Origin of the sequence: Curtobacterium sp. PhB115 (assembly GCF_003752025.1) — a bacterium.
Lineage (GTDB): Bacteria > Actinomycetota > Actinomycetes > Actinomycetales > Microbacteriaceae > Curtobacterium.
Map to the genome: position 1 here is coordinate 259,048 of NZ_RJKR01000010.1, position 16,684 is coordinate 275,731.

10 protein-coding genes and 1 rRNA gene are annotated in these 16,684 nt (G+C 71.1%); 1 reads left to right on the plus strand and 10 read right to left on the minus strand.

Going from position 1 to position 16,684, the window contains the following annotated elements:
* Positions 1-139: 139 nt before the first annotated feature.
* The 6 genes from EDF19_RS15355 to EDF19_RS15380 are packed head-to-tail and all read right to left on the minus strand — an operon-like array spanning position 140 to position 7,811.
* Positions 140-2,248, minus strand: coding sequence for a glycoside hydrolase family 36 protein (locus tag EDF19_RS15355; protein WP_148071117.1), 2,109 nt, complete (start codon positions 2,246-2,248; stop codon positions 140-142).
* The gene (locus EDF19_RS15360; protein WP_123681721.1) at positions 2,245-3,138 is read right to left on the minus strand and encodes an ABC transporter ATP-binding protein; all 894 of its coding nucleotides are present in this window, start codon (positions 3,136-3,138) and stop codon (positions 2,245-2,247) included. Before EDF19_RS15360 ends, EDF19_RS15355 begins: the two co-directional genes overlap by 4 nt.
* Entirely contained in the window at positions 3,135-4,052 is a 918-nt protein-coding gene (locus tag EDF19_RS15365) for an ABC transporter ATP-binding protein (protein WP_123681722.1), read from the minus strand. The genes EDF19_RS15360 and EDF19_RS15365 overlap by 4 nt, the downstream gene beginning before the upstream one ends.
* Positions 4,049-5,089, minus strand: coding sequence for an ABC transporter permease (locus tag EDF19_RS15370; RefSeq protein WP_123681723.1), 1,041 nt, complete (start codon positions 5,087-5,089; stop codon positions 4,049-4,051). The genes EDF19_RS15365 and EDF19_RS15370 overlap by 4 nt, the downstream gene beginning before the upstream one ends.
* Positions 5,090-5,101: 12 nt before the next feature.
* The gene (locus EDF19_RS15375) at positions 5,102-6,091 is read right to left on the minus strand and encodes an ABC transporter permease (RefSeq protein WP_123681724.1); all 990 of its coding nucleotides are present in this window, start codon (positions 6,089-6,091) and stop codon (positions 5,102-5,104) included.
* Between the two features lie 34 nt (positions 6,092-6,125).
* On the minus strand, positions 6,126-7,811 hold the full coding sequence (locus EDF19_RS15380) for an ABC transporter substrate-binding protein (RefSeq protein ID WP_123681725.1): 1,686 nt from the start codon (positions 7,809-7,811) through the stop codon (positions 6,126-6,128).
* 116 nt (positions 7,812-7,927) lie between these two features.
* Between EDF19_RS15380 and EDF19_RS15385 the strand changes: the two genes are divergently transcribed.
* On the plus strand, positions 7,928-10,585 hold the full coding sequence (locus tag EDF19_RS15385; protein WP_123681726.1) for a glycoside hydrolase family 2 protein: 2,658 nt from the start codon (positions 7,928-7,930) through the stop codon (positions 10,583-10,585).
* 340 nt (positions 10,586-10,925) lie between these two features.
* On the opposite strand, the gene EDF19_RS15390 is transcribed toward EDF19_RS15385, so the two are convergent.
* From EDF19_RS15390 to rrf, 4 genes are all read right to left on the minus strand, one after another.
* The gene (locus EDF19_RS15390; protein ID WP_260217231.1) at positions 10,926-13,088 is read right to left on the minus strand and encodes an alpha-galactosidase; all 2,163 of its coding nucleotides are present in this window, start codon (positions 13,086-13,088) and stop codon (positions 10,926-10,928) included.
* Positions 13,085-15,100 (minus strand): beta-galactosidase, encoded by a 2,016-nt coding sequence (locus tag EDF19_RS15395; protein WP_123681727.1) that lies wholly within the window; start codon positions 15,098-15,100, stop codon positions 13,085-13,087. The genes EDF19_RS15390 and EDF19_RS15395 overlap by 4 nt, the downstream gene beginning before the upstream one ends.
* A gap of 96 nt (positions 15,101-15,196) precedes the next feature.
* The gene (locus EDF19_RS15400) at positions 15,197-16,327 is read right to left on the minus strand and encodes an ROK family transcriptional regulator (RefSeq protein ID WP_123681728.1); all 1,131 of its coding nucleotides are present in this window, start codon (positions 16,325-16,327) and stop codon (positions 15,197-15,199) included.
* Between the two features lie 97 nt (positions 16,328-16,424).
* Positions 16,425-16,541, minus strand: a 5S ribosomal RNA gene (rrf, locus tag EDF19_RS15405).
* Positions 16,542-16,684: the final 143 nt, after the last annotated feature.

Sequence of the window (16,684 nt, forward strand, 5' to 3'; positions counted from 1 at the left end):
CCGACAGGACGGGAGGCACGGCGCCTGCCTGCACCCGCCGTGGACGGGACCACCGACGGGCCGGGAGGCACGGTGCCTGCCTGCACCGTGCCTCCCGTCCGCTCCAGCGCGCGCCCTGCCATCGCGACGCGCGCCCCGCTCAGTGCTCCGCGTCCGCCCCCTCCGGTCGGACGCGCAGCACCCGCGCTGTGGGGGTCGCCCCGCTGTTGGTGACCTCGAGCGAGCCCGAGGCTGCGTCCCACGCCACGGACCACGACCCGAGCGCCGTCGGGAACAGCGGCTCGACGACAACTGCCTGCCCCACGAAGCCAGGCAACGGCAACGACACCGACGAGCCGGCCCCGGGCAGCGCCCAGACCGACAGGTAGAGGTCCCCGCCGGGCGCGCGCAAGCCGAGCGCGAGCCACGGGTCCTCCCATGCCGGCAACCCGAGCGGCCACTCCGGCACCGACGACTCGATGACCTCGAGTACTGTCCGGTGGGCCGTGATCGCAGAACGCACGACCGCCCGCTGCGCAGCAGACATCTCGTTCAGGTAGCCCGACAGGTACATCCGCCCGAGCACCCCGTTCACCAGCGACATCTCGAACAGGTCGTCGGCCATCGACGGCGCCGGGTACGCCCAGTTCCCCGCTTGCTCGGGCAGCATCGCCGCGGGTGCCGCGGCGGCGATCGAGGCGGAGAGCACCGGGTCCTGCTGGTCCGAGGTGGACTGCATGTGCAACCGGGACAGCATCGCGGAGTCGGCGCGCATCGCTCCCGAGGCGCAGTTCTCGATGAGCAGCGACGGGTACCGCTCCTGCACGTCGTCGAGCCAGTCGAGCAGCGCCCGTCCGCCGTCGACGGTGCCGACCCACGGGCCGGTCATCGTGTTGTAGTCCATCTTGAAGAAGGTGACCCCGAGTGACCCGACCAGTCGATCGACGACGGAGTCGAGGTGTGCCCGCGCGGCCGGTGACCGGAGGTCGAGCAGGTGCCGTCCGTGCTCGGCGACCCGCACCCCGTGGTGGTGCACGAAGGCCGACGACGGCAGTGAGATCGCCAGCGGCGAGTGGATGCCGATGACCTCGGGCTCGAGCCACAGCCCGGCCTGCATGCCCCGCGAACGGATGTGGTCGATGACGAACCCGAGCCCGGTCGGGAACCGCGACGCCGCTTCCTCCCACGCACCGACGGTGTCCCACCAGTGCCCCTCGGCGTACCAGCCTGCGTCGATGCAGAACAGGTCCGCGCCGGCGTCGGCGGCCGCGTCGATCAGCGGCAGGAGCTTCTCGGTGGTCGGGTCGCCCATGAGCGTGTTCATGTAGTCGTTGAACACGAGCGGCAGGGTGCGGTCGGCCTCGCGAACGTGCCGGAACGCCCGACGCTGCGCGGTGAGCACGGCGAAGGCGGACCCCACCGACGAGGCGATCCCGACGGAAACCGGCACCGAGACGAACGGCTGCCCGGGTGCCACGACCGCCGTCCACTGGTGTTCCTGGTCGGTCGGCCCGCTCAGCATCAGGTAGGCGTGCCGCCGGGTCTCGCCGAGCTCGTACAGCCACGGTCCGTTGTGCTCGACCTGCCAGACGAGCGCGTAGGGCCCAGCACCAGCGGACGCAGCAGGCGTCAGCACGCCGATCGGCAGCGCCTCGCCCGTCGACCACGATCCTCGGTTCTGCACGACGGCACGACTGCGCGGCGGGTGGTGCTGCGCCTCGCGGTCGATGCGCGCCAGCCCGATCGACCGCAGCGGATCGGTCCGCCACCGGCTCTCGGCCGCCCAGTCGTTGTCCGCGTGCGCGAGCGACAGGTCGTCGACCGTCGCACCCGAGTCGGTCAGGAACGCCCCCGTCGCGAACGAGGACGCGAAGTCCACGACGTGCTCGCCGCCCTCCGGCGTCGAGACCTCGGTCCAGGTCTGGAAGCCCGGCACGTCGGCGCGCGCCCGGAACACCGACTCGACCTGGAGGCCCGTGGCCGCGTCCGCCTGCACGATCCGGAACCACGGATCGGTCCCGTCGTCGGACACACGGTGCGACACCGGGCGCAGTCGCGCTCCGATCGTGGAGTCCACGTGCCGGAACCCGCCCGGGAACCGCCCGTGGCCGATCGTGGTCAGCTCGACCAGCGGCTGCGGATCGACGGGTCCGTCGGCGAGCGCCCCACCGGCCGGCACGAACGACACGAGTGCGGCCGGCTGGTCGTCGCCGATCCGGAACCGTGCCGAGAACCCCGGTGTGACCCAGTCCGCGAACGTCCCGCTCACCGTGCGCCGACCGGTGCCGGCTCGCTCGACACCCAAGCGCCGACGCCGTGGTCGTAGCAGGTGGTGTTGTCGATCTTCGAGCGGTCGAGGGCACTCCCCGAGGTCACCCTGCGGTCGGTGCGCTCGGGGTCCGGGGCCGCCTCGGCGAGCAGCCGGGTGTAGTCGTGCTGCGGGTTGAGGATCACGGCGTCGGACGGCCCGCGCTCGACGACCCGGCCGCGGTACAGCACCAGGATCTCGTCGGAGAAGTGCCGCGCGGTCGCCAGGTCGTGCGTGATGTAGAGCACGGCGAGGTGGTCCTCGCGCTGCAGCCGCCCCATCAGGTTGAGCACGCTGAGGCGGATCGACACGTCGAGCATCGAGACGGGTTCGTCGGCGATCAGGACCTGTGCACCGGGGGCGAGCGCGCGGGCGATCGCGACGCGCTGCCGCTGCCCGCCGGAGAGCTCGTGCGGCCGTCGGGTCGCGAAGTCCTCGTCCAGGTTCACCCGGCCGAGCAGTTCCCGCACCTTCTCGGCGGTCTCGTCGGCGCCGCGGGCACGGTGGTGCAGCTGCAGCGGCCGGGCGATGTGGTGCTCGATCGAGTGGAACGGGTTGAGCGAGGCGAACGGGTCCTGGAACACCATCTGCACGTGCCGCCGGTACATGCTGCCGACGACGGGGGTGCCGTCCTCCAGCCGCACGTCGATGGAACCGCGGGTGGTGCTCTCGAGCTTCGCGAGCATCCGCGCGATGGTCGACTTGCCCGAGCCGGACTCTCCCACCAACGCCACGGTCTTCCCGGGCAGCAGCTCGAACGACACGTCGTCGACGGCGCGCAGGGTGGTGCGCGTGAAGCCCTTGCGGGTGTGGAAGTCCTTGCCGAGGTGGCTGACGGTCACACTGGTCATCGAACGACCTCCTGGGTGGGTCCCGCGTCGACGCCGGTGCGGATGAACGCACCGCGCTCGCCCGACAGGGACGGGAACGACTGCAGCAGCTTCTGCGTGTACGGGTGCTTCGGGTCGTGCTGGATGACCGAGGCCCGGTCGCACTCGACGACCTCGCCGCGCAGCATGATCGCGATCCGGTCGCTGATCTCGAGCAGCAGCGGCAGGTCGTGCGTGATGAACACGACGGCGAACCCGAGCTCGTCGCGCAGCCGGACGATCTCGCGCAGGATCTCGCGCTGCACCACGACGTCGAGGGCCGTGGTGGGCTCGTCCATGATCATGATCTGCGGTTCGAGCAGCATCGCCATCGCGATCATCACGCGCTGCCGCATGCCGCCGGACAGTTCGTGCGGGTACGCGGTGATCCGGGACGGGTCCACGCCGACGCGACTCAGGGCGTCCTCGGCGATCGCGCGCCGTTCCTTGCGGGACAGGTCGCGCCGGTGTTCCTTCAGCGCGTCGTCGAGCTGCGCGCGGATCGTGGTGACCGGGTTGAGCGCGTTCATCGCGCCCTGGAACACCATCGACAGCTTCGACCACCGCACGGCCCGCAGCTGCTCGTGCGGCAGGCCGAGCAGGTCGATGTCGGTGCCGTCGCGGTCGTGGAAGGTGATGCTGCCGGACGCGACCTTCGCCGGCGGCCGGTGCAGCCGGGTGATCGCGTAGGCCAGGGTCGTCTTCCCGCAACCGGACTCCCCCGCGAGCCCGAGGATCTCGCCGGGGGCCAGGGTGAGGGACACGTCCTTGACGGCGTGCACGGGGTGTTCGGTCTCGTAGACGACGTCGAGGTGGTCGATGGTCAGCACGGCCGGGCGGCGGCCGTCGCCCGTGGCGTCGGAGGTGACCGGACGTGCGGTGTCGGTGGCGCTCATCGGGCGACCCCCTTCGTGTCGTGACCGGCGGTGGCGACGCGGGCCGGGCCTCCCGAGCGGGCCGCACGCTTCGCACGACGGTCGCGCCGTCGCTGCGCACGCACGTTCGCGAGTCGCGGGTTGATGACCTCGTCGATCGAGAAGTTCACCAGGGACAGGCCCATGCCGAGCAGGGCGATCAGCAGACCCGGTGGCACGAACCACCACCAGGCACCGTTCGCCAGCGCGAAGCCGTTCTGGGCGTAGAAGAGCATGGTGCCGAGCGTCGACGAGTTCGACGCCCCGAGGCCGAGGAACGACAGTCCCGCTTCCCCGAGGATCGCCGCGATCACCGCGAACACGAACTGCGAAGCGAGCACGGGCAGCAGGTTCGGCAGGATCTCGACGGCGATGACCCGCCAGGGCCGTTCGCCGGCGACCCGTGCGGCCGAGACGTAGTCGCGGTTCCGGATCGACATCGTCTGCGCGCGGAGCACCCGGGCGGAACCCGCCCACGAGGTGATCGCGAGGACGACGGCGATGGTCCAGAGCCCGCGGGCCTCACGCGGCACCAGGCCGGAGATGACGATGACGAGCGGCAGGCCGGGGATGACGAGGAACACGTTCGAGAAGAGCGAGAACGCCTCGTCCATGATCCCGCCGAGGTACGCGCCGAGGATCCCGAAGAACGCGGAGAGCACGGTGGCGAGGAGCCCGACGATCAGGCCGATCTGCAGGCTGCCCCGGGTGGCGTAGGCGAGCTGGGCGAGGACGTCCTGCCCGGTCTGGGTGGTGCCGAGGAGGTTCTCACCGCTCGGCCCCTGCAGCCCGGAGTCACGGATGGTGGTCGGGTCGCCGACGAGCAGCGGCCCGATGACCCCGAAGAGCGTGACGCCGGCGACGAGCGCGATGCCCGTGACGAGCCACGGCGTGAGGGTGGGGAGGAAGCGCTTGACCCCGCCCTTCGTCGCGCGCCGGGTGGCGATGGACGTGGTGGTGTCCGCTTCTTCGGCGAGTGCGCCGATGGTCGGTTCGGTGTCCTGCTGGATGTTGGTCATGGCGTGTCCTCCCTAGCTCCGCGCCCGCGTCCGCGGGTCGATGAGCCCGTACAGCAGGTCGACGACGAGGTTCGCGCCGAGGACCGCCAGGGTGATGAACAGGAAGATCCCCTGCATGAGCGCGTAGTCGTTGTTGGTCACCGCGGACAGCAGCTTCGACCCGATGCCCGGGTACGAGAACACCTGCTCGGTGACGACGGAGCCGGACACGATGAACCCGAGGGAGATCGCGAACCCGGCGACCGAGGGCAGCACGGCGTTCCGGGCGGCGTAGTTCCGCAGGATCTTGCCGTCGGACAGGCCCTTCGCCTGGGCGGTGGTGATGTAGTCCTCGGACAGGGTCGACACCATCATGTTGCGCATCCCGAGCAGCCAGCCGCCCAGGGACGCGAGCACGATCGTCACGGCCGGCAGCACGCCGTACTTGATCGCCGAGGCGATGAAGTCCCAGTTGAAGCCGGGGGTGAGCACGACGTCGTAGCCGCCCTGCGCCGGGAACAGGTGGAGCCCGGTGGCGAAGAAGTACACCAGGATCAGCGCGAGCCAGAAGTACGGCACCGCGGCGAGCAGGGTGGTCGCCGGCACGAACGAGTCGAGCCAGGTGCCCGGACGCCAGCCGACGAAGGCACCGAGGCCGACGCCGATGATCGCGGCGACGACGGTGGCGATCCCCACCAGGGCGATCGTCCACGGCAGCGAGCTCGCGATGACCTCGGTCACCGGTGCCGGGAAGTAGCTGACGGACACCCCGAGGTCACCGCGGAACACGTTGACCAGGTAGTGGCCGTACTGGGAGATCAGCGGCTCCGAGGAATCGCCACCGAGGAGCAGCTCGTACGCCTGCCGTGTCGCCGGGGTCACCTGCCCGCCGCGCTGCTGAAGCTTGGCGAGCAGGATGTCCACGGGGTTCCCGGGCAGCAGCCGCGGGATGATGAAGTTCAGCGTCAGTGCCGCCCAGAGGGCGACGATGTAGAAGCCGATCTTGCGCAGGAAGTAGGTCATCGTCGAGTGCTCCTCGGTCGCGATCCCATCGTGGTCAGCCCTTCGCCGGCTTGAGTGCCTTGAAGACCTCGGCGTTGTCCGGGCTGGCCCAGACGGCGGGGAACGCGTAGAGGTCGTCCTTCGTGGGCCATCCGCTGAACTTCGACGAGTGGAACTCGCTGGTCGTACCGCCGGTCATCACGGGGATGTACGGCAGGTCCTCGACGATGTTCTTCTGGATGACGTCGAACTGCGGCTGGGTCGCGGCGGTGTCGGTCGGGTTGATCGTGGCGAGCTTCGCGAGGGCGGCGTCCACCTCCGGGTTGCTGTACCGCGAGATGTTCATCGGGGCTGCTTCGCCGACCTTGGCGGTGTTCGCCGTCGTGAAGTAGTTGTTGTACAGGTAGTACGGGTTCGACGCCGGGCCCTGGCCGAGCGAGTCGATCGCGAGCTCGAAGTCGCCCTTCGTCTTCTTGTCCGTCCACTCGTTCCACGACGACTGCTGCGCCTTCAGCTCGATGCCGGCGGCCTTCAGCTGCTGGGTCATCGTGTCGATGGCGGTGATGTAGTCGGTCCAGCCGGTGACGACCTCGACGGTCAGCGACAGCTTCTTGCCGTCCTTGGCGTAGATGCCGTCGGAGCCCTTCTTCCAGCCGGCGCCCTCGAGCTCGTCGGCCGCGGCAGCGGTGTCGGCGGTCTCCGGCATCACGGCGGGCTCGACGTCCGGCGAGATGGTGTCCTTCTGGGTGCTGGTCAGCGCGAAGGTCGGCGAGATCTCGCTGGCGGTGTTCTCGAACGCGAGCGAGTTCAGCTGCTTGCGGTTGATCGCGTCGGCGATGGCGTGACGGACGGCGGGGTCGGTCTGCGGTCCGGTGCAGCCGAGGTCGCTGTTCGCGCAGGTGAGCAGCGCCATCTGGTTCTGCGGGATGGTGATGCCGTCGTACCCGGGGTACTTCGCGGCGATGTCGGACATGCCGGGGACCGGGCCGGTCTGCCAGTCGATCGACCCCTGCGACAGGGCGTCGGCGCCAGCGGTGTTGCCGGAGAGCGACAGGTAGCGGATGGTCTTCACGGCAGGGGCGCCGTCCCAGTACTTCTTGTTCGCCTCGAGGGTGAACGCCTGCGCCTTGAAGGTGCCGAGCGTGTACGGGCCGGTGCCGACCGGTTCGCGGACGACGTCGGTGGTCGGGTCGATGTCCTTCCACAGGTGCTCCGGCACGATCCAGGTCTTGCCGAGCAGGTTCGGGCCGAGCACGAACGACGGCTTGTCGAACGTCACGACCACCTTGTCGTCGCCGTCGGCCTTCGCGGTGCCGTCGTAACCGATCGAGTTGAGGGCCTTCTGCTTCTTGAGCATGTCGAGCGTGAACACGACGTCCTTCGAGGTGAACGGCTCGCCGTCGCTCCAGGTCGCCCCGTCGCGCAGGGTGATCGTGAGCTGCGTGCCGTCCGTGTTCCACTCGTAGGACTTGCCGAGCAGGGGCTTCGGGTCGTTGTTGTTCACGTTCGTGATGAAGAACAGCGACTCGTAGATCGTGCCGACGCCGCCGATGTTGGACGGCGACCACGGGTTGAAGTTGATCTGGTAGTCGCCGGACTGTCCGGTGTACGCGATCAGGGTCGAGGCCGCGTCGTCGTTCGTGCTGGCGGTGCCGCTGGAGCTGCAGCCGCTCAGCGCGAGGCCGGCGGCGAGGAGAACGGCGGCGCCGATGGCGAGCCGTGAACGGGTTGGGTTGAACATCGTTGTCCTCTCGGTCTGCGTCGTCGCAGGGTCCACGTTGTGAGCGTGATTGTTACACGGGTAAACTAAGGCGGTCAAGGGGTCGTGTCACGACCCCGTCACGATGAGGAGACGCAATGGAGCGGACCACCCTGGACGGCACGTGGACGGTCGAGGCGGTGAACGGGCCGCCGGAGTCCGATCGGCACCGCCAGCCGACGGCGGCACTCGTCCCCGGCTGCGTGCACACCGACCTGCTGCGGGCAGAGCTGATCGCGGACCCGTTCGACGGCGACAACGAGGCAGCGACCCAGTGGATCGGCGACACGGTGTGGCGCTACCGCCGCACGTTCGAGTGGGACGGCACGAGCACGCACGAGCGCCACGACCTGGTCGCCGACGGGCTCGACACCCTCGCGACGATCGAGCTGAACGGCATCGTCGTCGGGGCCACCGCGAACCAGCACCGCTCCTACCGGTTCCCCGTCGGGCACCTGCTTCGACCGGGCACGAACGAACTCGTCGTCACCTTCGACGCCCCGGTCCCCGCGGCCGAGCGGCTGTCCGCGCTGCACGGCGGCGAACTCCCCCACGTCAACCACCACCCGTACAACGCGCTGCGGAAGAACGCGTCGAACTTCGGCTGGGACTGGGGCATCGACGTCGCCACGAGCGGCATCTGGAAGTCGATCGGCATCGAGTCCTGGAGCGGCGCCCGCATCGCGGCCGTCCGCCCGCTCGTCGACGTCGACGGCACGACCGGCGTGCTCACCGCGCACGTCGACGTCGAGTTCGCCGGCTCCTCCGGCGCCTTCTCGCAGGCCATCGGCAGCGCGCCCGTCGCGTCCGCAGGTGGTGACGCGGGTGCCGGACTGGAGGCGCGGATCACCCTGGCCCCGCACCACCCGTCCGCAGCGCACCCCGGTTCCGACACCGAGCCTCCCGTCCGCCCCGTCGACACCGCGGCCACCGCCGGCCGGGTCGTCGGCGCGCGCCCCGTCGTGACCGGCCCGGACGTCACCACCGGCTCCGCCACCGTGCGGCTCGAGGTCCCCGAGGTCGCCGTCTGGTGGCCGCGCGGCGAGGGCGACCAGCCGCTGTACGACGTCCGGGTCGAGGTCGGCGACGACGTCTGGACCGGCCGCGTCGGCTTCCGCACGGTCACGCTCGACACCGCGGCCGACGCGGGCGGCGCGCCGTTCCTGCTCCGGGTGAACGACCGGCCCGTCATCGTGCGGGGCGCGAACTGGATCCCCGACCACGCCTACCTGACAGAGATGACCCCGGAGCGCTACGCCGACCGGATCGACGACGCGATCGAGGCGAACGTCAACCTGCTCCGCATCTGGGGCGGCGGGATCTACGAGTCCGACGACCTGTACGACCGCTGCGACGAGCTCGGCGTGCTCGTCTGGCAGGACTTCCTGTTCGCCTGTGCCGCCTACGCCGAGGAGCCCTGGCTCGCCGACGAGGTCGAGCCCGAAGCCCGCGAGGCCGTCACCCGGCTCAGCCCGCACCCGTCGCTCGTGGTGTGGAACGGCAACAACGAGAACCTCGTCGCGTACGCCGAGTGGGGCTGGCGGCCGTCGCTCGTCGGCCGGACCTGGGGCAACGGGTACTACCGCGACCTGCTGCCGGCGGTCGTCGCCGAGCTCGACCCGACCCGTCCGTACACGCCGGGCAGCCCGTTCTCGTTCGACGAGTACCTGACGCCGAACGACGAGCGGAACGGCAGCGTGCACATCTGGGACGTCTGGAACCGGCTCGACTACCGCGCCTACGCCGACTGGAACCCGCGGTTCGTGGCGGAGTTCGGGTTCCAGGGCCCGCCCGCCTGGTCGACCCTGACCGCCGTGGTGCACGACGAGCCCCTCGACCCGGACGGCCACGAGATGCTCGTGCACCAGAAGGCCGACCAGGGCAACCGGAAGCTCGCCGACGGCATGCGCGGACACCTGCCCGCGCCCACCTCGATCGAGGACTGGCTCTTCGCCGCGCAGCTCAACCAGGCGCACGCGATCCGCTTCGGCATGGAGTGGTTCCGGTCCCGCACGCCCGACAACACCGGGATGATCGTCTGGCAGCTCAACGACGACTGGCCAGTGGTGTCCTGGGCGCTCGTGGACCACGCAGGCATCCGGAAGCCGGTCTGGTACGCGGTGCGGCAGGCGTACCAGCCGGTGCTGCTGACCGTGCAGCCCGCGGGCGCTGACGGCGCGGACGGCCCTGCCGGCGCGGACGGCGCGGACGGCGCTGCCGGCGCTGCTGGCCCTGCGGGTACGTCCGGGCTCGCGGTCGTGCTCGTGAACGCTTCGGGGGTGCCGGTCGCCGACGACGTGACGGTGTCCCGCGTGGCGTTCGACGGCACGGTGCTCGACTCGTCGTCGTTCCCGCTCGCCGCCGGTCCCGCCGATGCCGGCCGGGTGGTGCTGCCGTCGTCGCTCGCGCAGTTCGGGGACGCCGGGTCCGAGGTGCTCGTCGTCACCGGCGCGGGCACCCGCACGGTGTTCGACCGCGCCGAGGTCGTCGACCAGGTGCTCGCTCGCTCACCGCTGTCGACCTCGGTCGTGGCGACGGACGACGGCGCGGTCGTGACGGTGACGGCGACGTCCTACGCGCGCGACGTCTCGCTGTTCCCGGACCGCGTGGACCAGGCCGCCCGGGTGGACGACGGCCTCGTGTCCTTGCTCGCCGGCGAGTCCGTGACCTTCACGGTGACGGGTGCGCCCGGCATCGACACGGAGGCGCTCGTCGGCCCGCTCGTCCTCCGGCACGCGGGCTCGCTCCTCCCCTGACGAGGGCGCCCTCGTTCGCACCCTCGCCCGTGCCCGGAGCAGGCCGAGTTCTGCCAGCGGCCTGACGGTTCTGGTTCACGATCCTCGACGGTCGCGAACCAGAACCGTCAGCGCCGCGGCAGCCTCGCACCCACCACCGCGAGCGGGCGAAACACCAGCGTCCGCGCGCCGCACACGCGGATGTATCGCCCGCTCGGCCGCCCACCACCGCGAACGGGCGAAACACCAGCATCCGCGCGTCGCGCACCCGGATGTATCGCCCGCTCGGCTGCGGCGCGCTCGGCTGCGGCGCGCTCGGCGGCGGCGCGCCGGCACCGCCACGGCGCTCGGCCGGCGCGCGTCAGTCGACGGCGTGCAGCTCGAGCACGATCGCGGTGGCCGGCGCGAGCATCGGCAGCCGCACGCCGACGTCCTCGAGCACCGAACCCGGAAGCTCCACGCCTCCACGGACGAGCCACGGCGGCGGCACCATGTCGAGCCCGTGCGGCACGCCGATGCCCTGCGCCGGTGCGACCCGGTAGCGCCGGGCCCGGTCGAGGCCCCGCATCCGGAGCGGCACCGCGAGCGACTGCGGTCCGGTCTCGGTCCGTGCGACCCGCACGAGCGCCCGTGAGCGGTCCGGCGCGACCACCGAGGTCGCCACGAGCCCGGGGTCACCGAGGGCCAGGTGCCGGAGCCGACCGGTGTGCAGCAGTCCGCGCTCCCGCTTGTACAGCGCCGTCCACGCCCGCAGCCGGTCGAGTTCCGACGGTGACAGCCGGGTGACGTCGGTCTCGATGCCCGCCGAGCCGAACAGCGACACCGCCATCCGGAAGTCCAGGTCGAGGTGCCGGCCGGTGGTGTGCGAGACCTCGGGCCCGACGTGCGACCCGATCAGCTCCAGCGGCAGCAGAGCCTCGGTCCAGCGCTGGATCGGCAGCCGTTCGAACGCGTCGTTGGAGTCCGACGCCCACACCCGGTCGGTGCGGTCGAGCACACCGAGGTCGACGCGCGCTCCGCCGCTCGCGCACGCCTCGATCTCGAGCCACGGGTGCCGGGCACGGAGCGCGTCCATCAGCGCGTAGACGCCCCGGGTGTGCGCGTCGATGCCCGCTCGTCCCGCGTGCACGGCGTGCACGATGTCGCGGTTCTGGTCCCACTTCACGAAGTCCACGTGGTGCTCGCCGATCACCGCGGACATGCTCTCCAGGACGAACGCGCGGGCGAGCGGGTTCGCCATGTCGAGCACGTACTGGTTCCGCCAGGTGCGCACGTCGTCGCCGGGTCGCTGCAGCAGCCACTCGGGGTGCGCCCGGGCGAGCTCTGACACCGGGCTGACCATCTCGGGCTCGAACCACAGCCCGAACTCCATGCCGAGCGCGCGGACCCGGTCGACCAGGGGCCGGAGCCCGTCCGGCCAGACGTCGGTGTCGACGCGCCAGTCGCCGAGCGAGGTGCGGTCGGAGCGCCGGCCGAGGAACCAGCCGTCGTCGAGGACGAAGCGCTCCACGCCGATGTCCGCCGCGGTCTCGGCCAGGGCCACCAGCGGCGCGAGCTCCTGGCGGTAGTACACGGCTTCCCAGGTGTTGAGCACCACGGGCCGCGGTCGTCGTGGGTGGCCAGGGCGGCTCCGGATCGAGTCGTGCAGTCGGTCCGACATGCCGTCGATCCCCGCGTCGCTCCAGACGAACACCGCATCGGGCGTGGTGAACGAGTCGCCCAGCCCGAGCACGACCTCGCCGGCGCGCAGGAGTTCCCCGGCACCGAGGAGCGGACGGGCCTCGGCCAGGACGTCCTGGCGGTGCACGGAGTCAGCGCTCCACGCCAGGTGCACGGCCCAGACTTCACCCTCGGCGTCCGAGAACCCGGCCGTCCCGAGCACGAGCAGCGTCGGGGCGTCGTGCCCGGTCCGGCCGCGACGGCTCTCGCGGGCGTGGCTCCCGCCGGTCAGTGCACGCCGCTGGGGTGTGCGTTCCCGGGTCCACCGGCCGGCCAGGTCCATGACCTCGGCCACACGCTCGTCCACGGGGAGTGTGGCCTCGAGTGCCTGCAGGTGGACGGGCTCGGCGTGACCGTTCGTCACCGCGTGCCGCACGCGCAGCACCCCGGCTGTGTCGAGGTCGAGCTCGCTCCGGAGCGTCAGGGCCTCGGACACCGCGGTCACGACGATCCGGGCCGCGTCCCCGCTGACCTCGACGTCGCGCCACCGTGGAACGAGCGGTTCGCCGGCCACGTGTCCGGCGATGCCCGGGCGACCCTCCCAGCCGTCGCGTTCGGTCGGCAGCAGCGTGAGCGGCCACGAGGCGTCGAGGGCGCTCGGGCCGAGCGGCCGGCCGAGTGCGAGGAGCAGTTCCTCGGTGTCACGCGCGCCGAGGTCGCCGACGTCCCGCCCCCAGTGCAGCACCTCGGGCAGTCCGTCGTCAGCGGTCGCCAGGACGACGGACACCCCCGCGGCACGGAGCACGTGCAGCCGGCGTCCGTCCCGGGGCTGTGCGCGCGCCGGGTCGCGTTCCAGGACGGTCACGACGCACGCTCCTCGCGCAGGACGCGGACGCGACCGGCGGGCACGACGGTCTCCGGCCCGTGGCCGGAGCCGTCGAGCAGGTCCGTACCGGACGCTGCGACCGTGACGTCGTCAGCGCGGTGGTTGACGAGGAACAGGAAGGCGGATCCGTCGTCGTGGACGCGACGCACCGCCTCCAGGCCTGGAGGCGCGGTGACGGTCCGCGGGAGCGCTCGCTCCTCGACGATCCGGTCCACGAGCCGCTGGGTGCTCTGGTCGGACAGCGTCGCGGACACGTACCAGGCGCCGCCGCCGGCGGCGCGGCGGGTGACCGCCGGACGCCCCGCGAGCGGGCCGTCCGCGTAGCGGAGGACGGCTTCGGCGTCCTCGAGCACGACCGCTTCGGCCCAGTCGGTGACCACCTCGCCGTCGTCGAGGGCCCACTGCTCGTCGCGCTGCAGGGGCGTGAACTCCTCGGACCACGCACCGAGCACCTGCCGGAAGGCTCCGGGGTACCCGCCGGTGCGGATGCGGGCGTCCTGGTCGGCGACCCCGGACAGGTACGTCACGACCAGGGTCGCACCCCGGTCGACGACGGCGGACAGGCGGGCGGCCGTGGCGTCGTCGATGATGAGCATCGTCGGCACCACGACGACGTCGTACCCGTCGAGGTCGGCGTCGGCGGGGACCACGTCGGTCAGGACCTGGCGGTCGTGGAACGCGCGGTGCCAGGCGCGGACCTCACGCGAGTAGCGGAGCCCGCGGTGCGGCTTCAGGCCGGACTGCACCGCCCAGCCCGAGGCCTCGTCGACGACGATGGCGACCCGGGCCGGCTCGACACGACTGCCCTGCACCGGAGCGAGGTCGCGGAGCGCTCGGCCGAGGGCGAGCACCTCCCGCCAGATGCGTGTCCGGGTGCCGGCGTGCGGGAGCATCGCGGAGTGGAACTGTTCTGCCCCCGCGGTGGAGGCGCGCCACTGGAAGAACAGGGCCCCGTCGGACCCGTGCGCCACGTGCGCCAGGGCGTTCCGGACGAGTTCGGCGGGTTCCTTCGCGCGGTTGCGCTGCTGCCAGCTCGGGCCGCCCGTCGAGTGCTCCATCAGGAGCCAGGGACGGCGGTCCGCCGACATGCCCCGCATCCGGTCACCGGCCAGCGCGAGGTCCTGCTCGCGGCGGACGTCGTCGACGAGTGTGTAGTGGTCGTTCGCGACGATGGCCACGTGCTTCGCCCACCCGGCGTAGTCGACCACCTGCGACCCGGCACCGACCATGAAGTTCGTTGTCACCGGGACGGCGGAGTACTGCTCGATCACGGCCTTCTCGGCGTCGAACTGCCGGAGGAGGGCGTCGGACGAGTAGCGCTCGAAGTCCAGGAAGAGGCCCGGGTTGGGCGCACCGCCGACGCCACGAGGGGGTGAGACCTCGTCGAAGGACGTGTACGTGTGCCCCCAGAAGGCCGTGCCCCAGGCGGCGTTGGCGGCCTCGACGTCGCCGTACTTCGCGATGAGCCAGTGCCGGAAGTCCGCGGCCGACTCCTCGCAGTAGCACCGGCCGTTGCCGCCGCCGAGCTCGTTGCTCACGTGCCAGAGCCGCACCGCGGGGTGCTGGCCGTACCGTTCGGCGAGGGCGTCGACCATCCGGAGCGCGTGCTCCCGGAACAGCTCCGAGGCCGGGCACCACCCCAGGCGGCCACCCGGTCGCTCACGCCGTTCGGTGGCGTCCACGGGCAGGATCTCGGGGTGCGCCGTCAGCAGCCAGTTCGGCGGAGCGGCGGTCGGCGTTGCGAGGTCGACCGCGATGCCGTTGGCGTGCAGCAGGTCGAGCACCTCGTCGAGCCACTCCCACGTGAACTCCCCCGGCGACCGCTCGAGCAGCGCCCACGAGAAGACGCCGACGGTGACCAGGTTCACCCCGGCCTCGCGCATCAGCCGCACGTCCTCGTGCCAGGTCTCGCGGGGCCATTGTTCGGGGCTGTAGTCGCCGCCGAACGACAGGCCGTCGGTCGGCCACGGGACGGTGGGGGCAGCGGTCACGGCATCTCCTTCGATGGTGTGGACCAGTCAAGCCTCCCGTCTCCGCACGAGTTTGTCAACGTGTGTAACTAAGGCCCGTGTCCTGCGAGGATGCCCTCATTCTCCGAGCAGTCGCCGGATCGCGAACACCGCACCTGCCCGCGCCCACTCCGAGAACTCGAACGGCTGCACCTGGACCGTCACCGGCTCGGTGTACGGCGCCAGTGCCGCGCGCAGCGACTCGTCCACCGTGGACCGCGCGAGGTCGTACACGGGCAACCCGTCGCCCGTCAGCACGATCGCGGAGGGGTCGGCGATGTGCGCCGCAGTCGCCAGCACGGCACCGAGCGCCCGGCCGGCATCCTCGAACGCCGCCAACGCACCGGCGTCACCGTTGCGCGCGAGTTCGACGACCTGTTCGTACGACGATCCCTCGTGGCCGGCGTTCCGGACGATCACCGGGCTCGGCAGGTAGCTCGACGCACAACCCGAGTGCCCGACGCCGCAGTCGGGGCCACCGCCGAGCACCGGCAGGTGTCCGATCCGACCGAGCCGTCCGTGCTCCCCCGTCGAGACCTGCCCGTTCGCGATGAGGCCGAGCCCGATGCCCTCGCCGACCGTCACCAGCACCATCGAGTCACGGCCGGCCCCGGCACCGAACCAGTGCTCCTTCGCCGTCAGGGCGTGGACGTCGTTCACCGTGAACGTCGCGAGGCCCGTGCGCTCGAGCACCATGCCGGCGAACGGCACGTCCCGCCACCCGAGGAACGGTGACGCCGCGACGATCGACTCCCCGGCCCGCGACAGCACGTCACCGGGCAGCGACACCCCGACCGCGCAGAGTGCTGGGTGGGCCTTGCGGAGCCGATCCGTGACGGCGCTGATCTGGTCAGCGAGGGACTCCGGCGCCGTCGCCGCGATCGACTCTTCGTGCAGCGCGAGCACCCGCCCGCCGAGGTCCGTCACCGCGGCGTACAGGCGGTCCTTCGTGAGCTTGACCCCGAGGAACTCCCACACCCCGGTACTCGCCTGCAGGAGCTCCGACGGCCGGCCTGTTGCACCGCGGACGTCCGTGCCCACCTCGACGACGAGCCGGTGGGCGACGAGGATCCGCATCGCCCGGGTCAGGCTCGCTCGCGACAGGCCGAGCGACCGCGCGATCTCGGCACGGGAGAGCACCCCGTGGATGAGGATCTCCCGCAGCGCCAGTCTGGAGCCGTCGGGGAGAGCCGGCCAGGCTTCGGTCATCGTTCCTCCGTCGTCGGCTGATCCTACGGCTTCCCTGGAAACGCAGAAAACCCCTGACCAAAACTTGGTCAGGGGTTTCCTGGTGTTGCAACGTTAAGTCCGGCGGCGTCCTACTCTCCCACAAGGTCCCCCTTGCAGTACCATCGGCGCTGAGAGGCTTAGCTTCCGGGTTCGGAATGTGACCGGGCGTTTCCCTCTCGCTATGACCACCGGAACACTGTCGACCATGAATCACGGTCTCAAACATGTCCCGACTGCTGGGTGTCGCCACCCAGAGCGGTGTATTCAGTTTGATTCCCGATCGTCTGTCGGGAACCACAAAGTGGACGCGAGCCCGTGCAACAAGTGCACGGAAAT